The organism is Pseudomonas sp. BP01 (genome assembly GCF_022760795.1).
In the GTDB taxonomy this organism is placed as follows: domain Bacteria; phylum Pseudomonadota; class Gammaproteobacteria; order Pseudomonadales; family Pseudomonadaceae; genus Aquipseudomonas; species Aquipseudomonas putida_Q.
The window spans coordinates 49401-67321 of sequence record NZ_JAFBKA010000036.1 but is presented as its reverse complement, the minus strand read 5'-3'; the positions used below and the strand labels follow the sequence as shown (position 1 = coordinate 67321).

The following is a 17921-nucleotide window of genomic DNA, read 5'->3' as shown; positions in this document are numbered from 1 at the left end:
TAACTCAGGCAAGCAGCTTGGCGCAGCGTACCTTGGTGGATGTCTCGGTAGCGGCGGGGACGCTCGAGTCGAATGCCCGAAAGGTGTTGCAGGGCATGCGTATTACTTCGCAGCAGGCGGCGCAGTTAGTGCGAACCGGCTTTAGCGGCTTGCGTGGAGTGGCAGGCAGTTGGGAGTTGCTGCTGGCGATAGGTGGGTTGTATTTGCAGCATGACACCCTGAGCAGGAATCAGGAAAAAGCGGAAGCGGAGATTGGGCCGAAGGCTTACGAAGCAAAATTGGCATTGCAAGGTTCGCAATTGGGACTGTTGGGAGGGCAACTTGAGGTGGTTGGACTTGTATTGAGGTCAACTGCTGGCCGAATGGGGGGGGCGTGGACCACGGCTACCGTAGCCACTGGAGGGGCCTTAATAAGGCTGGGGGCGGTAGTAAGCTCTGTTGCTGGGTTTATCGAAGCCGCTCAGGCTATTTCCGCTGCTAAACGCGCTACGGCAGCGGGTGACAGTGTAGCGATGGCGTATTTCTATTTCTCTGCGGCGACTTTTGGTACCGGAGCCATTTTCTTTGCAGGAGCGGTATTCAATTCTTCTCTGCTTGGCCCATTAGGTATTGCTGTGATACTGGTGCTGTTAGCATATACGGCGAGCAAGCAAGCTGAAAGAAATGAATCAGACCTGCTGGCACGTTGGGCAAGGCGATGCTGCTTTGGAAAAGCAGATGAAACGCCTGTTATTCATTGGGATACTCCAGAATATGCGGATATAGCTTTTGCCGAACTCAATGCTGCAACGCTGGGCATGCAAGCTAAGCTGCACTTTGAGTCAAACCTCATAACCGATCCGACTGTTCCTCGGATAGGTGGATTGGTCGGGTTAGAAGTAGAGCATAAGCTGAAATTTCAGATCGTCTTGCCTAGGTATAGGAAAAAAGACTCTGCGTATAGCTGGAATTTGATAGTGCATCGTCATGGTGATGGAGATTTTCCAGAGTTTTCCGGTGGGGAAATCCTTGTTGGTGAAGATCGCCATGCTTCTTTTAATGCTGCTTCCAAATTGGCTAACTATTCTGAATTTTCTTCACCGCGCCTTCCTGACTACAAAGGTGATATCGCTTTTGATAAAAAACTGCATATCGCGGCAGCGGGTGATGTAGAGTTGGCGAGTCTAGAGATTTCTGGAGTTGTTGAGCTTCTGCCGACGATAGGAAGTCACTCCGTAGTGGCAGCGACATTACTAGTAATGTTTTGGCCAGATCGTAATATAGACAGTGCGTATGCCGAGGTATGTAACCGGAGGCAAAATGATTGAGCGTGAGTCAAGAGTTTTATGGAGGCGCGAATTGGGCTGGAGCCGCGATTTGCCGCATGTGGATGAAGGAATAGGCCCCCGTTTAAATCTGGAGGATATCAAACCGTCGCCGAACCATATTGACGATGTCTATCTGGAATTGTCCAGGTCCACTCTAATATTGCGTGGCGTTCTGGCCTTGCTTGGCATTCCCACATTACTGTTCTTTTTTGGTTTGACGCTGTGGTTGTACTGGACTGTCTTGAGTTATGGCTGGACGCGTGAATGGATGATGTACGTTATACTAATTATTGGGCCTATTGTTTGGTTTGGTGGTGTGTTTTCGGTTGTGAAATTAGATTTGATGCTTCCAAGAGACGAGCCCATTCGCTTTAATCGTCTGCGACGGAAGGTCTATTTCTATCAGTTCCGTTACCACTACTTTTACTTGTTCAGCCGTAAGCACTGGGGTGTAAAACCTGTCGCCTACAACTGGGACGACGTAACCGCCGAAGTTTACCGCGTCTACGCTCCCGGCCACGGCGGCCTTATCGAAAACGTCAAGCTGTCTGTCCGCAATCCGGAAACCAACGAAGTCATCGATCGTGTGGAGTTCGCCTCCAACCTATACAAGGGTGAAGCCTACTGGGCCATCGCCCGGCTGTTCATGCAGCAAGGCCCCGAAGCCTTGCCAAAGTTCGTGCACCCACCTCGCGACTGGAACGACGACGATGGCCTGAGCCACATGCACTGCCTGGCGCCAAAGGTTGAATGGCCAGCGGACATCGACCGCGAATCCCGTACTGCACCGTCTGAAGGAGAAGCCCCATGAACCCGGTTGTACTTGTAGGCCACCAACACAACTGCCCGCTGCATGGGGTTAACCAGGTAGAGAGCGGCAGTGCTGCCTATACATTCAATGGCAGGCCGGTTGCCAGGGTGGGGGACCGGACAACCTGTGGCGCGGCGATAGAGAGTGGGGCTGAGCATTTCCTGATCGAAGGTGCGGCGGTGGCCCGCAAAGGCGACCGGACGGATCATGGTGGTGTGCTTGAGGAGGGCGATGCTGGGTGGCTGCTGTAAGACGGGCTGTAGAACAGGCATTAAAGTGGTGTGGCGAAAGCGCAGCATAGACTGGCGGCAGCGCTTTATGGTTCTGGGTCTGCAGCCTTTGCGCTGTCAGTTTTTAAATCGTCTCTGTTTTGGCCGTTAGGTCTGGCTGTGGTGTTGACCTAGCAGCGTACGTGCTGAGCAAGCATGCTGAAAAAAACGAATCTTCCTCGTTAGAGCGTTGGGCAAGGCGATGTTGCTTTGGAAAGGCAGATGAGGTGCCAATGGTTCATTGGAAAACTCCTGAATATGCGGATATCGCGTTTGCAGAGCTCAATGCTGCCACGTTGGGTGTAAAGGCTATGTTGCATTTTGAATCAAGTCTCATAACCGATCCTACAACGCCACGGATAGGAGGGCTGGTCGGGCTGGAAAGAGAGCAAAAACTGAAATTTCAAATAATTTTACCGAGATATAGAGAGGAGGCCTCATCTTATCGTTGGAGCTTGATAGTACATCGCTATGGAGATGGGGAGTTTCCGGAGTTCACTGGTGGGGGGCTCATTCTTACTGACGAGTATCATGCTTCATCTGTAGACCCTATAACCAAATCTGTAAGCTTTTCAGGGTTCGCAGCGCCGCGGCTGCCCCACTATAAGCGCGGTTTTGGTTTTGACAAAAGAATGCATGTCGCTGGAGTCGGTGAGGGGGAGACCATTAGTCTGGAGATGTCCGGAGTTGTAGAACTTATGCCAACCATAGGGAGTGATTCCATAGTTGCAGCTTCATTGCTGCTGATGTATTGGCCAGATCGAAATATTGACAGTGCCTATGTCGAGGTATGTGGTCGGGGGCAAAATGCTTGAGCGTCCACCAAAAGCCTTCTGGGAGCGAGCGTTAGGTTGGAGCTACGACCTTCCGCGCGTTGACGAAGGGCCGCCACCCCGTTCTGGTATAGAGGGTATAAGGCCATCGCCAAATCATATTGATGATGTGTATCTAGAGCTGCCTCGGTCTAGTATAATTTTGCGTGGTGTTATGGCTTTGATTAGCATTCCAATACTAATGTTCCAGGTTGGTTTGATGGTATGGATATATTGGGGTTTATTGGTTGACGGTTGGTCTCATGATTGGTTTACGAATGTCCTTGGGTTCTTGATCCCCATTGTTTCACTTTGGGCTATTGTTCCATTTTCTAAGTTGGATTTAGTTCTTCCAAGAGACGAACCAATCCGCTTCAATCGTCTGCGGCGCAAAATCTATGTGTATCAATACCGATACCACTACATTTACTTATTCAGCCGTAAGCACTGGGGTGTAAAACCTGTCGCCTACAACTGGGACGACGTAACCGCCGAGGTCCACCGGATCTACGCTCCCGGCCACGGCGGCCTTATCGAAAACGTCAAGCTGTCTGTCCGCAATCCTGAAACCAACGAAGTCATCGATCGCGTGGAGTTCGCCTCCAACCTATACAAGGGCGAGGCCTACTGGGCCATCGCCCGGCTGTTCATGCAGCAAGGCCCCGACGCTTTGCCAAAGTTCGTGCACCCACCCTGCGACTGGAACGACGACGATGGCCTCAGCCACATGCACTGCCTGGCGCCAAAGGTTGAATGGCCAGCGGACATTGACCGCGAATCCCGTACTGCACCGTCTGAAGGAGAAGCCCCATGAACCCGGTTGTACTTGTAGGCCACCAACACAACTGCCCGCTGCATGGGGTTAACCAGGTAGAAAGCGGTAGTGCTACGTATACGTTTAACGGCAGAGCGGTTGCCAGGGTGGGGGACCGGACAACCTGTGGCGCGGCGATAGAGAGTGGGGCTGGGCATTTCCTGATCGAAGGTGTGGCGGTGGCGCGCAAAGGCGACGGGACGGATCATGGTAGTGTGCTTGAGGAGGGCGATGCTGGGTGGCTGCTGTAAGACGGGCTGTAGAACAGGCATTGAAGTGGATGGCCCCGGCTACGCCGGTGTTCGCGGCTGAAGCCGCTCCAACAGAAACCGGTTGTGACCAAGGACTTACGCTGTACCTGTGGGAGCGGGCATGCCCGCGAAGCAGGCAACGCGGTGGATGGCACGGGCTTCGCCCGTGTTCGCGGGCGCGCCCACTTCCACAGCCTCCGCAGGCTCGAGAGCCCGTCAGTGGACAGTTTTATGATTGTCCAATGGCTCATTTAGAGACGTTTCCTACAAGGTTTTAGGACGCTCTAGGAACCTCCGGCAAGCGATTCCTCGTTAGTGTTCAGGGACCATCACAGTCCCTTTCAGCGCGAGGTCGTTTTTGACAATCAGCCAACGTATCGCCATTGCGGCAGCCGAAGCCGGGCGTCAAACCTGTCGCCTACAACTGGGACGACGTAACCGCCGAGGTCTACCGCGTCTATGCCCCCGGCCACGGCGGCCTGATAGAAAACGTCATGCTGTCGGTCCGCAACCCTGAAAGCAACGAAGTCATCGACCGCGTCTTCTTCACCCACGACCTTTACCACGGCGAGGCCTACTGGGCCATCGCCCGGCTGTTCATGCAACAAGGCCCCGAAGCCTTGCCAAAGTTCGTGCACCCACCCCGCGACTGGAACGATGACGATGGCCTCAGCCACATGCACTGCCTGGCGCCGAAAGTTGAATGGCCAGCGGACATTGACCGCGAATCCCGTACTGCACCGTCTGAAGGAGAAGCCCTATGAACCCGGTTGTGCTTGTAGGCCACCAACACAACTGCCCGCTGCATGGGGTTAACCAGGTAGAGAGCGGCAGTGCTGCTTATACATTCAATGGTAGGCCGGTTGCCAGGGTGGGGGACCGGACAACCTGTGGCGCGGTGATAGAGAGTGGAACCGAGCACTTCCTGATCGAAGGGGCCGCGGTGGCGCGTAAAGGCGACCGGACGGATCATGGCGGTGTGCTGGAGGAGGGCGATGCCGGGTGGTTGCTGGGTTGATGTGGGGGTAGTTCAGCAACCTCCGGCAATATTTGCTTTGATGCTGAAACCTTGTGGCCGCTGTGCGGCCCATCGTGACACAAGGCCGCTCCTACACCGACCGTGCAGGCTTGCTGATTTGCTTGCCCGTTTGGGAGGCAACTTCGAGCGCTTGACCGTCCCGCTGTTTGCCTTGGCGGGCCAGGCCTTCGAGCTGCGGTATCAGCATGCCTTCCGGCAAATGCCGCCAGAACCGCCCGGGCATGTGCAGGCGCAGGGCATCGGGGTTGAGGCGGGCGGGGTTGAAGGTGTGGCGGTAGTAGGTGCGCCATAGTTCGGCGCCTGGGTCTTCAGCATTGCGTGCCCATTGCTGCCAGCGCTCCGGGCACCGGCGTTGGTAATCGAATGCCTGCCCGTCGAACCGAATGCCATCCTGTGGTGTGGCGATCAACCAGCGTAAACGCCCCAGGCGGTCGGCAAAATGTGGGCTGGCACTCTCCAGAATGTCATGCGCTGGTTCGTGGTAGGCCACCAGATCAAGTTGCAGGCGTTCTGCAAACGCTTCTGGCAACGGCACGAAGCGCACAAACGCATGAAGGTGATGTGCCTCTCGGGTAACTTGCTTGATGCGCCGTTGCAACTCACTGCCCAATCGGTCGCCGGCCAGCATGGCCGTGCGGTCACCATGGGCCACCCGCCAGAGCACTTCGTACAACAGGTTCCAGCGTTGCTCGCCACAGTAACGGGCCGCCTGTTCCAACTGGCTCAGCAGCGCGGCAGGCACCTTGGCGCGAAAGGGGCCCGGGCCCTCCGGGAGCGGCGCAGGCACCGCCAGCAAGTCTGCCATCGGGCCTTGTGACCAGGTGACTTGCGACGGGTCGATGCCATGCCCCAGCAACACGCGGGCCTGGTCCCGCCAGGTGGCGAACCGGTCATCGCAGTTGAGCGCAATCATCCCCACAACCCCATCTGCACCGGTGCCTGCGGTTCACGCAAACGTGCTCGCAACAAGCCGCTGCGCAGCTCGCCCTGGGCTGGGCGGTAATCGCTGGTGACGATGAACGGCCGCGCCTTGTCCAGCACGCAGCGCAACTGGATCAGGTCGTCATAGCGGATTCGCCGTTCCCGGCGTAGCGCAACCAGCCGCTGCACGCTGCGCAGGCCGATACCGGGAATGCGCGCCAGCAGGGCAGGCTCGGCGCGGTTTACATCCAGCGGAAAAACGTCACGGTTGGCCAGCGCCCAGGCCAGCTTGGGGTCGATGTCCAACGCCAGGTTACCGCTTTGGCCAAGCAGTTCACCTGCCTTGTAGCCATAGCCACGCAGCAGGAAGTCGGCCTGGTACAGGCGGTGCTCGCGCAGTAGCGGCGGTGCAGCCAGGGGCACGCTGCCCGGGCTGTCGGGGATCGGGCTGAAGGCTGAGTAGTACACGCGCTTCAGGCCGTAACCCTGGTACAGCGACTCGGCATTGCGCAGCAGGGTACTGTCGTCGGTGCTGTCGGCGCCGACGATGACCTGGGTACTTTGCCCGGCAGGGGTGAAGCGCGGGGCCTTGGGTTCGTTGGCCACGGCTTGCTGGCCCTGGTGAATCACGCCCATGGCCTGACGGATGGTATGCGCGTGTTTTTCCGGCGCCAGGCGCTTGAGGCTGGCTTCGGTGGGCAGTTCGATGTTGACGCTGAGGCGGTCGGCCAGGCGGCCGGCCTCTTCGATCAGCAGCGGGTCGGCATCGGGGATGGTCTTGAGGTGTATGTAGCCGCGGAAGTTGTGCTCTTCGCGCAACAAGCGGGCTACGCGGATCAGTTGCTCCATGGTGTAGTCCGCCGAACGGATGATGCCAGAGCTGAGGAACAGGCCGCTGATGCAATTGCGGCGGTAGAAATCCAGCGTCAGGCGTACCACTTCCTCAGGGCTGAAGCGCGCGCGGGGGACGTTGCTGGAACGGCGGTTCACGCAGTATTGGCAGTCGTACAGGCAGAAGTTGGTCAACAGTACCTTGAGCAGCGATACGCAGCGGCCGTCGGGGGTGTAGCTGTGACAGATACCCATGCCGTTGGTAGCGCCCAGGCCGTCGCCGCCGCGCGAATTGCGCTTGGGCGCACCGCTGCTGGCGCAGGATGCGTCGTACTTGGCGGCGTCGGCAAGGATGCCGAGTTTGGCGATGAGTTGCATGGGGCTGTCTCTGCGTACTGAATATTCATACAGTATTTTGAGACGTGACTGATTGCAAGTGGTTGTGCGTAAGCCATGCCCGACTAAATCCGTCAGCTAAGCTTGAGGCTGGACTTTCGGATAGCAACGAGGCGCGGAAAAGGTTATGAAAATCACCCTGAAGCCGGAGCTGGCGTTGGCCGGGCTGGCCTTGGCCTTTGGCATGCTCAACGCCCAGGCCGCGGAAACCAGAAAGGTCGATGTCATGCTGGTGGGCGGCGGCATCATGAGTTCCACGCTGGCGGTCTGGCTCAACGAGCTGGAGCCAGGCTGGTCCATGGAGATGGTCGAACGCCTGGACAAGGTGGCTGAAGAAAGCTCCAACGGCTGGAACAACGCAGGCACCGGCCACTCGGCCCTTGCCGAACTCAACTACACCCCAGAAAAAGACGGCAAGATCGACATCAGCAAGGCGGTGGAGATCAACGAGTCGTTTCAGGTCACCCGCCAGTTCCTGGCCTGGCAGGTGAAGCAGGGGGTGTTGAAGAACCCGCATTCATTTATCAACACCACGCCCCACATGAGTTTCGTCTGGGGTGACGACAACATCCGCTTCCTGAAAAAGCGCTACGAGGCGCTGCAGGCGAGCCCGTTGTTCAAGCCCATGCAGTACTCCGAGGACCATGAGCAGATCCGCAAATGGGTGCCGTTGATGATGGAGGGGCGCGACCCCAACCAGAAACTGGCAGTAACCTGGACGCCGATTGGCACCGATGTCAACTTTGGCGAGATTACCCGGCAATATGTGGGCTACTTGCAAACCCGGCCCAACTTCGACCTCAAGCTGTCTAGCGAAGTGCAGGAAATCACCCGCAACGACGACGGTTCCTGGCATGTCGAGTACAAAAACCTCAAAGATGGCAGCAAGGCAGCCACCGACGCCAAGTTCCTGTTCATTGGTGCCGGCGGTGCGGCGTTACCGCTGCTGCAGAAGTCGGGCATCGACGAAGCGAAGGACTATGCCGGTTTCCCGGTTGGCGGTTCGTTCCTGGTCACCGACAACCCCGCCATCGCCCAGCGGCATATGGCCAAGGTCTATGGCATCGCCGCCACCGGTGCGCCGCCCATGTCGGTGCCGCACCTGGACACCCGGCTGCTCGATGGCAAGCGCATGATCCTGTTCGGGCCGTTCGCCACCTTCTCGACCAAGTTCCTCAAGCAAGGCTCGCTGCTCGACCTGCTTGCCAGTACCAGCGTGCACAACGCCTGGCCGATGGTGCGGGTCGGGGTACGCGAGTTTGACCTGGTGCAGTACCTGATCGGCCAGGTGCTGCAATCTGACAATGACCGCTTCGAAGCGCTGCGCACCTACTTCCCCGAGGCCAAGAAGGAAGACTGGCGGTTGTGGCAGGCGGGGCAGCGTGTACAGATCATCAAGAAGGACGAGGCATTGGGTGGCGTGCTCAAGCTCGGTACTGAGGTGGTGATGTCCAGGGACGGTAGCATCGCCGGGTTGCTGGGCGCCTCGCCAGGTGCCTCGACCGCGCCACCGATCATGCTCGATGTACTCAACAAGGTGTTCAAGGACAAGGTAGCAACGCCGGAATGGCAGGGTAAGATCAAGCAGATCATCCCGTCCTACGGAACGCGCCTGAACGACCACCCCGACCAGGTATTGAAGGAGTGGGCGTACACCAACGAGGTGCTGCAACTCGATCCGCCAGCCGGCACCGCTGCGCCTTAGCACGGCGGGGGCGCAGGTTTTAACGAGCCACGGGCGCGTCTGCCCAGGCAAAGCGGTAGACGTGGCCCGGGGGAGTGGTTTGGCAATGGCCGTTGTCGGCATCGGCGCCCACCACATACCACTCGGCCCGCGACGTTTCGCCAAGCTTGCGCGCCTTGTCGGCACTGAAGCAGCGGCCCAGTTCGGAGGCCGGGATCAGGGCGAAGGCGGTGGGGTTGTGGCGCAGCCAATAGGCCGCCGCATCTGCCCTGGATTGGCCGGTAAAGCCGAAATGCACGATGGGCTGCCGGGCAAACAGCCAATGCCCTTCGCGCCAGTTGACCAGCACCAGCTCGGCACCGCCGGTGGCGCGTGCCGCTTCGCTCATCAGCGTCTCATGCGGGTTGCGGCCCTCCTTCAGCGGCTCGACGAAGCCGCGGGCGAACCACAGCGCGAACCATATCAGGGCCACGGCGCCAAAGGCTTTGCGCCAGGCCGGCCGGCCCAGCAACCAGCGTTTGAGCAGCCACGGGATCAGCGGGGCGATGGCCAGCACCAGGCCCGGCAGCGCTGGGAAGATGTACAACTTGCGCTTGCCACTGCTGAGGCTGAAAAACAGCAGCACCAACGCCACCCAGCCGAGTAGCAGCAAGAAGCGCCCGTCGCGCTTTTGCATCTGGCGTCGCCATGCCGGTACCAGCCAGGGCAGGGCCAGCACCAGCGGCAGCCAGTACTTGGGAATGACCTTGACGAAGAAGTACCAGAATGGCTCGCGATGGTCCCAGGCATTGGTATAGCGGCTGGCGGTCTGGCGCAGCAAGATTTCCTTGAGGTAGGCCAGCTCCGCTGCGCCACCGCCCTGGGCGATCGACACCAGCAGGGGCACAAGCCACACCGCGCAACCGGCCAGCAGGCAAAGCAGCCCAAGGCTCCAGCGCCAACCTTGGCCAGGTATGGCCACAACGCCGTGCCAGCCTTGTCGCACCGCCCAGGCATAGGGCAGCAGCATCAGCGCCGGGACAAAGCCCACGCCCTTGCTGATGATGCCCAGCCCCATGGCCGCACAGGCCAGGTAGAACCAACCCCACGCGGGCCCCAATAGCAGGTGGCGCACCATGCCATAGAAACCCAGCGCCACCCACAGGCACAGGAAGCTGTCGATCTGCCCGGTGCGCAGGATGCTGTAGCTCTGGTAGGTGGCCAGGAACAGCAAGGCGGCGATCACGCCGATGCGCCGGGTCCACAGGCGCCGCCCCAGGTCGTGCAGCACCCAGGTGATGGTTACCGCCGACATCAACCCGGGCAGGTACAGGGCAACCTTGGGCGAGCCGGTCAGTTGGCTGAACAGGGCCACGGTCCACATGAACAGCGGCGGCTTGTCGCCGTAGATTTCCGCTGCCCGGTGGGGGATGGACCAGTTGCCGCTTTGCAGCATTTCCAGGGCCACACCCAGAAAGCGCTCTTCATCCACGTTCATCGGCTGTCGCCAGCCGACACCTGCGCCCACCAACACTACGGCGAGGGCAATCAGGGCCAGGCGTTCGGCCCCAAGCGTCTTGAACCTGGGCAAGGGCTATTCCTTCTGTTCCTGGTTGCGGGCGATCAGTTGCAGGTTGCGCAGGTAGACCAGAAAGCCAAAGCTCTGGCCGATGATGAACACCGGGTCCTGGCGGTAGATGGCGTAGGTCAGCAGCAGCGCACTGCCGAGCATGCTCAGGTACCAGAATCCTACCGGGATCACGCTGCGGCGTTTGAACTCGCTGTACAGCCACTGCAGCACGAAGCGCCCGGTGAACACCGCCTGGCCGGCGAAGCCGATGATCAGCCACAGGGTTTCGCGGGTCATCCTTCAGGCTCCTGCGGGCGGCTGTCCAGGCGGGTGCGGCGAATCAGCCACCACACCCCGAACACGTCGAGGATGCCCACCAGGGCGCGGTCCAGGTTGCCGTACTTGGACACCCCGGCATGGCGTGGCCGGTGGTTGACCGGGTGCACCAGCATGCGGCCGTTGTGGCGCAGGATCAGGGCCGGGATAAAGCGGTGCATGTGGTCGAAGTAGGGCAGGCGCAGGAAGGCTGCGCGTTCTATCAGCTTCAGCCCGCAGCCGGTGTCTGGCGTGGCGTCCTTGAGCAGGCGCCTGCGCAGGTTGTTGGCAAAACGCGAAGCCCAGCGCTTGCTGGCGCTGTCACGGCGGTTGACGCGGTGCCCGGCGACCAGTTTCACGCCGCCGGCCAAGGCCTGGTTGGCGCGCACCAGGGCCAGCATGCCGGGGATGTCTGCCGGGTCGTTCTGGCCGTCGCCGTCGAGAGTGGCCAGCCACTGGCCGTGGGCCGCCTGCGCGGCATGCCACAGTGAGGTACTCTGGCCCAGCGAGCGCTCGTGACGCAGTATGCGCAGCTGGGTGTAACCCTCGCTTTTCAGTTGCAGCAGTACGCTCAGGGTACGATCGCTGCTGCCGTCATCGACCACCAGTACTTCATAGGCTTCGGCCGCCAGTGCGGCGCGGATTTCCATCAACAGTGATGGCAGGTTTTCGACCTCGTTCCTGGCGGGGATCAGTACCGAGAGGTCAAGTGGATCTGTCATGAGGCTACCTGTGGTCTTGTTGTGAGTGCGCGGCTCAAACCCGGTAAAAATCCCGGTACCAGCCAACGAAAGCGTTAACGCCGTGTTCCAGCGATGTGCCCGGGGTGAAGTCGATCCAGCGCGCCAGCGAGCCCACATCGGCCCAGGTCTCCAGCACGTCTCCCGCTTGCAGTGGCAGGTAGTCGCGCTGGGCCTTGATGCCCAAGGCGTCCTCCAGGCACTCGACGAAATGCAGCAGCCGCACCGGCTGGCCGCGGCCGATGTTGAACAGCTGGCAGGGCGGTTGCCCGTGGGCAGGCTGTGGTGGCTTCAGGCGCAGGCGCAGGATGCTTTCGACGATGTCGTCGATGTAGGTGAAGTCGCGCCCCATCAGGCCGTTGTTGTAAATCTCGATCGGGCGGTCTTCGAGCATGGCGCGGGTGAACTTGAACAGCGCCATGTCGGGGCGGCCCCAAGGACCGTAGACGGTGAAAAAGCGCAAACCCGTGGTCGGTAGGCGATACAGGTGCGCATAGCTGTGCGCCATCAGTTCATTGGCGCGCTTGCTGGCGGCATAGAGCGACACCGGCTGCTCCACCGTGTCGTCGACGCTGAACGGCAGCTTGGCGTTGGCGCCGTACACCGAGCTGCTGGAGGCATAGATCAAGTGGTGCGGCGGCTGCTGGCGGCAGGCTTCGAGCATATTGAGGAAGCCGACCAGGTTGGCCTGGCCATAGGCGCCGGGGTTGTCCAGCGAATAGCGCACCCCGGCCTGGGCCGCCAGGTGGATCACTTCACTGAACGCCTGCCTGGTGAACAGCTGTTGCAGGTCGGCGCTGTTGGCGATGTCGAGGGGCTGGAAGCGGAAATTGGCGAAGCCGGACAGCTGTTGCAGGCGCGCCCGTTTCAGCTCGACGCTGTAGTAGGCATTGAGGTTGTCGATGCCGACCACCTCGATGCCAGCCTCGCACAGGCGGCGCGCGACGTGGAAGCCGATAAAGCCGGCCACACCGGTAATCAGTACGGGCATGCTGGCTGCACCTGGCCTCGGCCGATACCGTAGTAGGTCAGGCCGGCAGCGGCCATGTGCTCGGGTTCGAACAGGTTGCGGCCGTCGAACACCACTCGATCGGCCAACAGATCCGGCACCTTGTCCAGATTCAGCACACGGTAGTCCTGCCACTCGGTGACGATGACCAGCGCATCGGCGCCCTCCAGCGCATCGTCCTTGCACGGCACCAGTTGCAAATCGGCGCGCGGGCCGTAATGCCGCAGGATTTCGTCCATCGCCTGCGGGTCGTGTGCCTGTACTCGCGCGCCAGCAGCCCACAGCGCTTCCAGCAAGATTCGGCTGGAGGCTTCGCGGATGTCATTGGTGTTGGGCTTGAACGACAACCCCCACAGGGCGAATACCTTGCCCCGCAGGCCATCGGGATAATGCCGCTGGATCTTGCTGAACAGCCGACCCTTCTGATGTTCGTTGACCGACTCCACCGCACGCAGCAACCGCGGCTCGAAGCCCTCAGTCTCGGCGCTGCGGCGCAGGGCTTGCAGGTCCTTGGGGAAGCACGAGCCGCCAAAGCCGCAGCCGGCGTAGATGAAGTCGTAACCGATGCGCGGGTCGGAGCCGATGCCACGGCGGACCATTTCGATATCGGCCCCCAGGTGCTCGGCCAGGTTGGCGATTTCGTTGATGAAGGAGATCTTGGTCGCCAGCATGCAGTTGGCCGCGTACTTGGTCAGCTCGGCGCTGCGTGCATCCATGACCATGAGTTTTTCACGGTTGCGGCTGAACGGCAGGTACAGCTCGCGCAGCAACTCCACTTCGGCCGGTTCGGCGCCGCCGATGATGATGCGGTCCGGCCGCATGCAGTCGTCCACGGCCGAGCCTTCCTTGAGAAACTCTGGGTTGCTGATTACCTGGAAGCGAGCTGGGTCGGCGACGGCCTGGGCTATGCGCGACTTGATGCGGTGCACCGTACCGACCGGCGCGGTGGACTTGTTGACGATCACCTTGGTGCCGTCAGCATGTTCGAGGATGCTGTCGATCACGGCAAAAACCTGCTTCAGGTCAGCGCTGCCATCGGCTTGCGGCGGTGTGCCGACTGCAATGAACTGCAGCCTGGCGTAGTTGGCTGCTGCCCTGGCATCGGTGGTGAAGCGCAGGCGGCCACAGGCCAGGTTTTTTTCCAGCATCGGCGCAAGGCCGGGCTCGAAGATCGGGCAATGGCCTTCATTGAGGGTGGCAACCCGCTCGGCGTCGACATCCATGCACAACACCGAATGCCCCACCTGAGCCAGGCACACTGCCTGGGTGAGGCCGACATAGCCGGTACCGAAAACCGTGACTTTCATCGTTCAGCTCCTTAATAGGAAAGCTGAAAAAAAATGTCACAGTGTTGTTTAGGATTTGTTACCCGATGGATGAATTGAGCCGCTATGTGGTCGGGATCCCGTTGCGTGCGGGCAGAAGATCTAGACTTACCGAGTGCTCGCGATAACGCGCTGTAGGGCGAGCCCAAACCCTTGAACCGACCACCGCCTCCCCGGAGCGGAGTTCCCTCGCTGGCGATGGCCTTCTTGCAGAGGAGGGCAGGTCATGGACGAGGCAAGGCTTCACGATTTCATGGGCAAGCTGGTGGGCGACATGGGCGCAGCGGCGACCCTGGCCAATGTCATCCTTGGCGATGAACTGGGGTTGTACCGGGCGATGGCCGACAGCCAGCCGATCACCCCCGAAGCGCTGGCGGAAAAAACCGGCTGCCATCCACGACTGGTACGCGAATGGCTGAACGCCCAGGCCGCTTCGGGTTACATGGCGCACGACAAGGGCTCTTTTGTGCTGCCCGAAGAGCAGGCCATGGCCTTGGCGCTGGAGGACTCCCCAGCCTACATGGCCGGTGGGGCCGCAGTGATCGCTGCGCTGTTTCATGACAAGGATAAGCTGGTCGCGGCCATGCGCGGCGATGGCGGGCTGGCTTGGGGTGACCACCACCCGTGCATGTTCAGCGGTACCGAGCGGTTTTTCCGGCCGGGCTACCGTACGTTTCTGGTAGCTGAATGGTTTCCAGCGCTCGAGGGCGTGGTGGCCAAGCTACAGGCGGGCGCCAAGGTCGCGGATGTAGGCTGCGGGCATGGTGCTTCGACGCTGGTCATGGCCCAGGCATTTCCAGCGTCGACCTTCGTCGGCTACGACTACCACGGACCTTCCATTACCACCGCCAACGCTCGCGCGCGTGAGGCGGGGCTGACGGAGCGGGTAAGCTTCAAGCAGGCCAGCGCAAAGGATTACCCAGGGCATGACCATGACCTGGTGTGCTTCTTCGATTGCCTGCACGACATGGGCGACCCGGTGGGGGCTGCCAAGCATGCCTATCGTGCGTTGAAGGCTGACGGCACGGTGATGCTGGTAGAGCCTTATGCCGAGGATTCGCTGGACGGCAACCTGACGCCGGTCGGGCGCTTGTTCTATGCCGCGTCTACCTTCATCTGCACGCCGAATTCGCTGTCGCAGGAGGTGGGCCTGGGGCTGGGGGCACAAGCTGGAGAGGCGCGCTTGCGGGCGGTGTTCGAGGAAGCGGGGTTCAGCCGCTTCCGGCGGGCGACGCAGACGCCGTTCAACCTGATCCTGGAGGCGCGGAAGTAGGGTGTAGTCCTGCACTGGCCTCTTCGCGGGCGAGCCCGCGAAAAGGCCGGGCCTGCAAAAGCAGAAGGGGCGCCATGTGGCGCCCCTTCTGTTTGTTGCTTAGGCTTCAGCGTCCCAAGGACGATCGCCTTTTTCATCTTTGACGCGGGTCGGCAGGCCCATCTCGTCCAGCGCCTTGAGGAACGGCTCGGCTGGCAGCTCCTCGACGTTGACCATGCGCTTGGCATCCCATTCGCCACGGGCAACCAGCAGGGCGGCGGCCACTGGCGGTACACCGGCGGTGTAGGAAATGCCTTGGCTGTCGGTCTCGGCGTAGGCTTCTTCGTGGTCTGCCACGTTGTAGATGAACACTTCGCGCGGCTGGCCATCCTTGGTGCCTTTGACCAGGTCACCGATGCAGGTCTTGCCGGTGTAGCCAGGGGCCAGCGAGGCTGGGTCTGGCAGTACAGCCTTGACCACTTTCAGCGGTACCACTTCCAGGCCTTCGGCGGTTTTCACCGGTTGCTCGCTGAGCAGGCCCAGGTTTTTCAGCACGGTGAACACATTGATGTAGTGCTCGCCAAAGCTCATCCAGAAACGCACGTTCGGCACGTTGAGGTTCTTCGAAATCGAGTGAACTTCGTCGTGGCCGGTCAGGTAAAGGTTCTGCGAGCCTACTACTGGCAGGTCGTCAGTACGCTTGACCTCGAACATGGTGTTGCTGGTCCACTGGCTGTTCTGCCAGCTCCACACTTGACCGGTGAACTCGCGGAAGTTGATTTCCGGGTCGAAGTTGGTGGCAAAGTACTTGCCATGCGAACCGGCATTGACGTCGAGAATGTCGATCGAATCAATGCTGTCGAAATACTGCTGCTGCGCCAGCTTGGCGTAGCTGTTCACCACACCCGGGTCGAAACCGACGCCGAGAATGGCGGTAATGTTCTTTGCCTGGCACTCTTCGAGGTGTTTCCACTCGTAGTTGCCGTACCACGGCGGGGTCTCGCAAATCTTGCCCGGCTCTTCGTGGATGGCGGTGTCCAGATAGGCGACACCCGTATCGATGCAGGCACGCAGCACCGACATGTTGAGGAAGGCGGAACCTACGTTGATCACGATCTGCGATTCGGTCTCGCGGATCAGCGCCTTGGTTGCCTCGACATCGAGGGCATTGAGCGAGAAGGCCTGGATGTCGGCGGGTACCTTGAGGCTACCCTTGGCCTTGACGCTGTCGATGATGGCCTGGCATTTGGAGATGTTCCGTGACGCGATAGCGATACGACCCAGTTCGTCGTTATGCTGCGCGCACTTGTGGGCCACCACCTTGGCGACACCTCCTGCACCAATGATAAGAACGTTCTTCTTCAATTTACCTTTTGCTCCTTACTTGGAAAGCCGGCCTTACGACAGGCTGGAAACGTAGTCTTCGAAACCGAACTCGCGGACGACTTCGACGCTGCCGTCGAGTTGCTTGACCACGATGGATGGCATCTTCAGACCGTTGAACCAGTTTTTCTTGACCATGGTGTAACCCGCCGTGTCGATGAACGACAGGCGATCGCCAATGGCCAACGGGCGATCGAATTGGTACTCGCCGAAGATGTCACCGGCCAGGCACGACTTGCCGCAGACCATGTAGGTGTGCTCGCCGTCGTTGGGGGCCATCTTGGCGTTGAGGCGGTAGATCAGCAGGTCGAGCAGGTGCGCTTCGATCGAGCTGTCGACCACGGCCAGGTGCTTGCCGTTGTACAGGGTGTCGAGCACGGTCACTTCCAGCGAGGCGCTGTTGGTGATGGCCGCTTCGCCCGGCTCCAGGTACACCTGCACGCCGTACTTCTCCGAGAAGGCTTTGAGGCGCGCGCAGAAGGCGTCTACCGCATAGTCTTCACCGGTGAAGTGGATGCCGCCACCGAGGCTGACCCACTCGACCTTGTGCAGCAGGTGACCGAAGCGCTCTTCGATGTGCGTGAGCATCTTGTCGAACAGGCCGAAGTCGCCGTTCTCGCAGTTGTTGTGGAACATGAAACCGGAGATCTGTTCGATCACCTGCTCGATCTTGGCAGGGTCCCATTCGCCCAGGCGGCTGAACGGACGAGCCGGGTCGGCCAGCAGGTAGTCAGAGCTGCTGACCTGCGGGTTGACGCGCAGGCCGCGCACTTTACCTTCGGACTGTTCGGCAAAGCGCTGCAGCTGGCCGATCGAGTTGAAGATGATCTTGTCGCAGTTCTCGAGCATTTCCTCGACCTCGTCATCGGCCCAGGCCACGCTGTAGGCGTGGGTCTCGCCGGCGAACTTCTGGCGGCCGAGCTTGAGCTCGAAGAGGGAGGACGAGGTGGTGCCGTCCATGTACTGCTGCATCAGGTCGAAGACCGACCAGGTGGCGAAGCACTTGAGGGCAAGCAGCGCCTTGGCACCGGAGTGTTCACGCACGTAGGCGATCTTCTCCATGTTGCTGAGCAGCTTGGTTTTATCGATGAGGTAATACGGCGTCTTGATCATTTAAAGGCCCCCGGCCAGGCCGGCCAAAAAAAGGACACGCATTGTGCCTTCACTTGCCGCAGACCGAAAGGGTGCGATACGCATTTCGTCAGGGTTGACG

General features: G+C 60.0%; 18 protein-coding genes and 1 pseudogene. 10 read left to right on the top strand and 9 right to left on the bottom strand.

Annotation, left to right across the window (positions count from 1 at the left end; all coding sequences use genetic code 11):
• From JOY50_RS24620 to JOY50_RS24585, 8 genes and pseudogenes are all read left to right on the top strand, one after another.
• Positions 1-1307: pseudogene (locus tag JOY50_RS24620) on the top strand (hypothetical protein); the annotation flags it as partial.
• Positions 1300-2118 (top strand): DUF6708 domain-containing protein, encoded by an 819-nt coding sequence (locus JOY50_RS24615; protein WP_238342578.1) that lies wholly within the window; start codon positions 1300-1302, stop codon positions 2116-2118. The pseudogene JOY50_RS24620 and the gene JOY50_RS24615, both read left to right, overlap by 8 nt.
• Entirely contained in the window at positions 2115-2369 is a 255-nt protein-coding gene (locus JOY50_RS24610) for a PAAR domain-containing protein (protein ID WP_132843354.1), read from the top strand. The genes JOY50_RS24615 and JOY50_RS24610 overlap by 4 nt, the downstream gene beginning before the upstream one ends.
• Positions 2370-2530: 161 nt before the next feature.
• Positions 2531-3202 (top strand): hypothetical protein, encoded by a 672-nt coding sequence (locus JOY50_RS24605; RefSeq protein ID WP_238342579.1) that lies wholly within the window; start codon positions 2531-2533, stop codon positions 3200-3202.
• Positions 3203-3419: 217 nt separating this feature from the next.
• The gene (locus tag JOY50_RS24600) at positions 3420-4013 is read left to right on the top strand and encodes a DUF6708 domain-containing protein (RefSeq protein WP_238342580.1); all 594 of its coding nucleotides are present in this window, start codon (positions 3420-3422) and stop codon (positions 4011-4013) included.
• Positions 4010-4264 carry a PAAR domain-containing protein gene (locus JOY50_RS24595; RefSeq protein WP_132843352.1) on the top strand — a complete coding sequence of 85 codons (255 nt, stop codon included), beginning with the start codon at positions 4010-4012 and terminating at the stop codon, positions 4262-4264. The genes JOY50_RS24600 and JOY50_RS24595 overlap by 4 nt, the downstream gene beginning before the upstream one ends.
• 383 nt (positions 4265-4647) lie before the next feature.
• Positions 4648-5028 carry a DUF6708 domain-containing protein gene (locus JOY50_RS24590; RefSeq protein ID WP_243056008.1) on the top strand — a complete coding sequence of 127 codons (381 nt, stop codon included), beginning with the start codon at positions 4648-4650 and terminating at the stop codon, positions 5026-5028.
• Positions 5025-5282, top strand: coding sequence for a PAAR domain-containing protein (locus JOY50_RS24585; protein WP_132843347.1), 258 nt, complete (start codon positions 5025-5027; stop codon positions 5280-5282). The genes JOY50_RS24590 and JOY50_RS24585 overlap by 4 nt, the downstream gene beginning before the upstream one ends.
• A gap of 91 nt (positions 5283-5373) precedes the next feature.
• Here the strand turns inward: JOY50_RS24585 and JOY50_RS24580 are convergent, their stop codons facing one another.
• Together JOY50_RS24580 and JOY50_RS24575 are read right to left on the bottom strand one after the other, a co-directional pair.
• Positions 5374-6222: a TIGR03915 family putative DNA repair protein gene (locus JOY50_RS24580; RefSeq protein WP_243056007.1), complete on the bottom strand. Its 849-nt coding sequence runs from the start codon at positions 6220-6222 to the stop codon at positions 5374-5376.
• On the bottom strand, positions 6213-7433 hold the full coding sequence (locus tag JOY50_RS24575; protein WP_016486573.1) for a putative DNA modification/repair radical SAM protein: 1221 nt from the start codon (positions 7431-7433) through the stop codon (positions 6213-6215). The genes JOY50_RS24580 and JOY50_RS24575 overlap by 10 nt, the downstream gene beginning before the upstream one ends.
• A 145-nt stretch (positions 7434-7578) precedes the next feature.
• Between JOY50_RS24575 and mqo the strand changes: the two genes are divergently transcribed.
• Entirely contained in the window at positions 7579-9156 is a 1578-nt protein-coding gene (gene mqo / locus JOY50_RS24570) for a malate dehydrogenase (quinone) (RefSeq protein ID WP_243056006.1), read from the top strand.
• Between the two features lie 19 nt (positions 9157-9175).
• Here the strand turns inward: mqo and JOY50_RS24565 are convergent, their stop codons facing one another.
• The 5 genes from JOY50_RS24565 to JOY50_RS24545 are packed head-to-tail and all read right to left on the bottom strand — an operon-like array spanning position 9176 to position 14055.
• On the bottom strand, positions 9176-10705 hold the full coding sequence (locus JOY50_RS24565; protein ID WP_243056005.1) for a glycosyltransferase family 39 protein: 1530 nt from the start codon (positions 10703-10705) through the stop codon (positions 9176-9178).
• A gap of 3 nt (positions 10706-10708) precedes the next feature.
• The gene (locus tag JOY50_RS24560) at positions 10709-10981 is read right to left on the bottom strand and encodes a lipid-A-disaccharide synthase N-terminal domain-containing protein (protein WP_043204254.1); all 273 of its coding nucleotides are present in this window, start codon (positions 10979-10981) and stop codon (positions 10709-10711) included.
• Positions 10978-11721 carry a glycosyltransferase family 2 protein gene (locus tag JOY50_RS24555; protein ID WP_243056004.1) on the bottom strand — a complete coding sequence of 248 codons (744 nt, stop codon included), beginning with the start codon at positions 11719-11721 and terminating at the stop codon, positions 10978-10980. The genes JOY50_RS24560 and JOY50_RS24555 overlap by 4 nt, the downstream gene beginning before the upstream one ends.
• 34 nt (positions 11722-11755) lie before the next feature.
• Entirely contained in the window at positions 11756-12730 is a 975-nt protein-coding gene (locus JOY50_RS24550) for an NAD-dependent epimerase/dehydratase family protein (protein ID WP_132843335.1), read from the bottom strand.
• On the bottom strand, positions 12718-14055 hold the full coding sequence (locus JOY50_RS24545) for a UDP-glucose/GDP-mannose dehydrogenase family protein (RefSeq protein ID WP_132843332.1): 1338 nt from the start codon (positions 14053-14055) through the stop codon (positions 12718-12720). The genes JOY50_RS24550 and JOY50_RS24545 overlap by 13 nt, the downstream gene beginning before the upstream one ends.
• A 244-nt stretch (positions 14056-14299) precedes the next feature.
• On the opposite strand from JOY50_RS24545, the gene JOY50_RS24540 reads away from it, so the two are divergent.
• Positions 14300-15346: a class I SAM-dependent methyltransferase gene (locus JOY50_RS24540; protein WP_138737313.1), complete on the top strand. Its 1047-nt coding sequence runs from the start codon at positions 14300-14302 to the stop codon at positions 15344-15346.
• A gap of 99 nt (positions 15347-15445) precedes the next feature.
• Here JOY50_RS24540 and JOY50_RS24535 read toward each other — a convergent pair whose 3' ends face one another.
• Positions 15446-16690, bottom strand: coding sequence for a saccharopine dehydrogenase family protein (locus JOY50_RS24535; RefSeq protein ID WP_132843328.1), 1245 nt, complete (start codon positions 16688-16690; stop codon positions 15446-15448).
• A gap of 33 nt (positions 16691-16723) precedes the next feature.
• Complete coding sequence (gene nspC / locus JOY50_RS24530; protein ID WP_003248125.1) at positions 16724-17821, bottom strand: carboxynorspermidine decarboxylase; 1098 nt, start codon at positions 17819-17821, stop codon at positions 16724-16726.
• Positions 17822-17921: the final 100 nt, after the last annotated feature.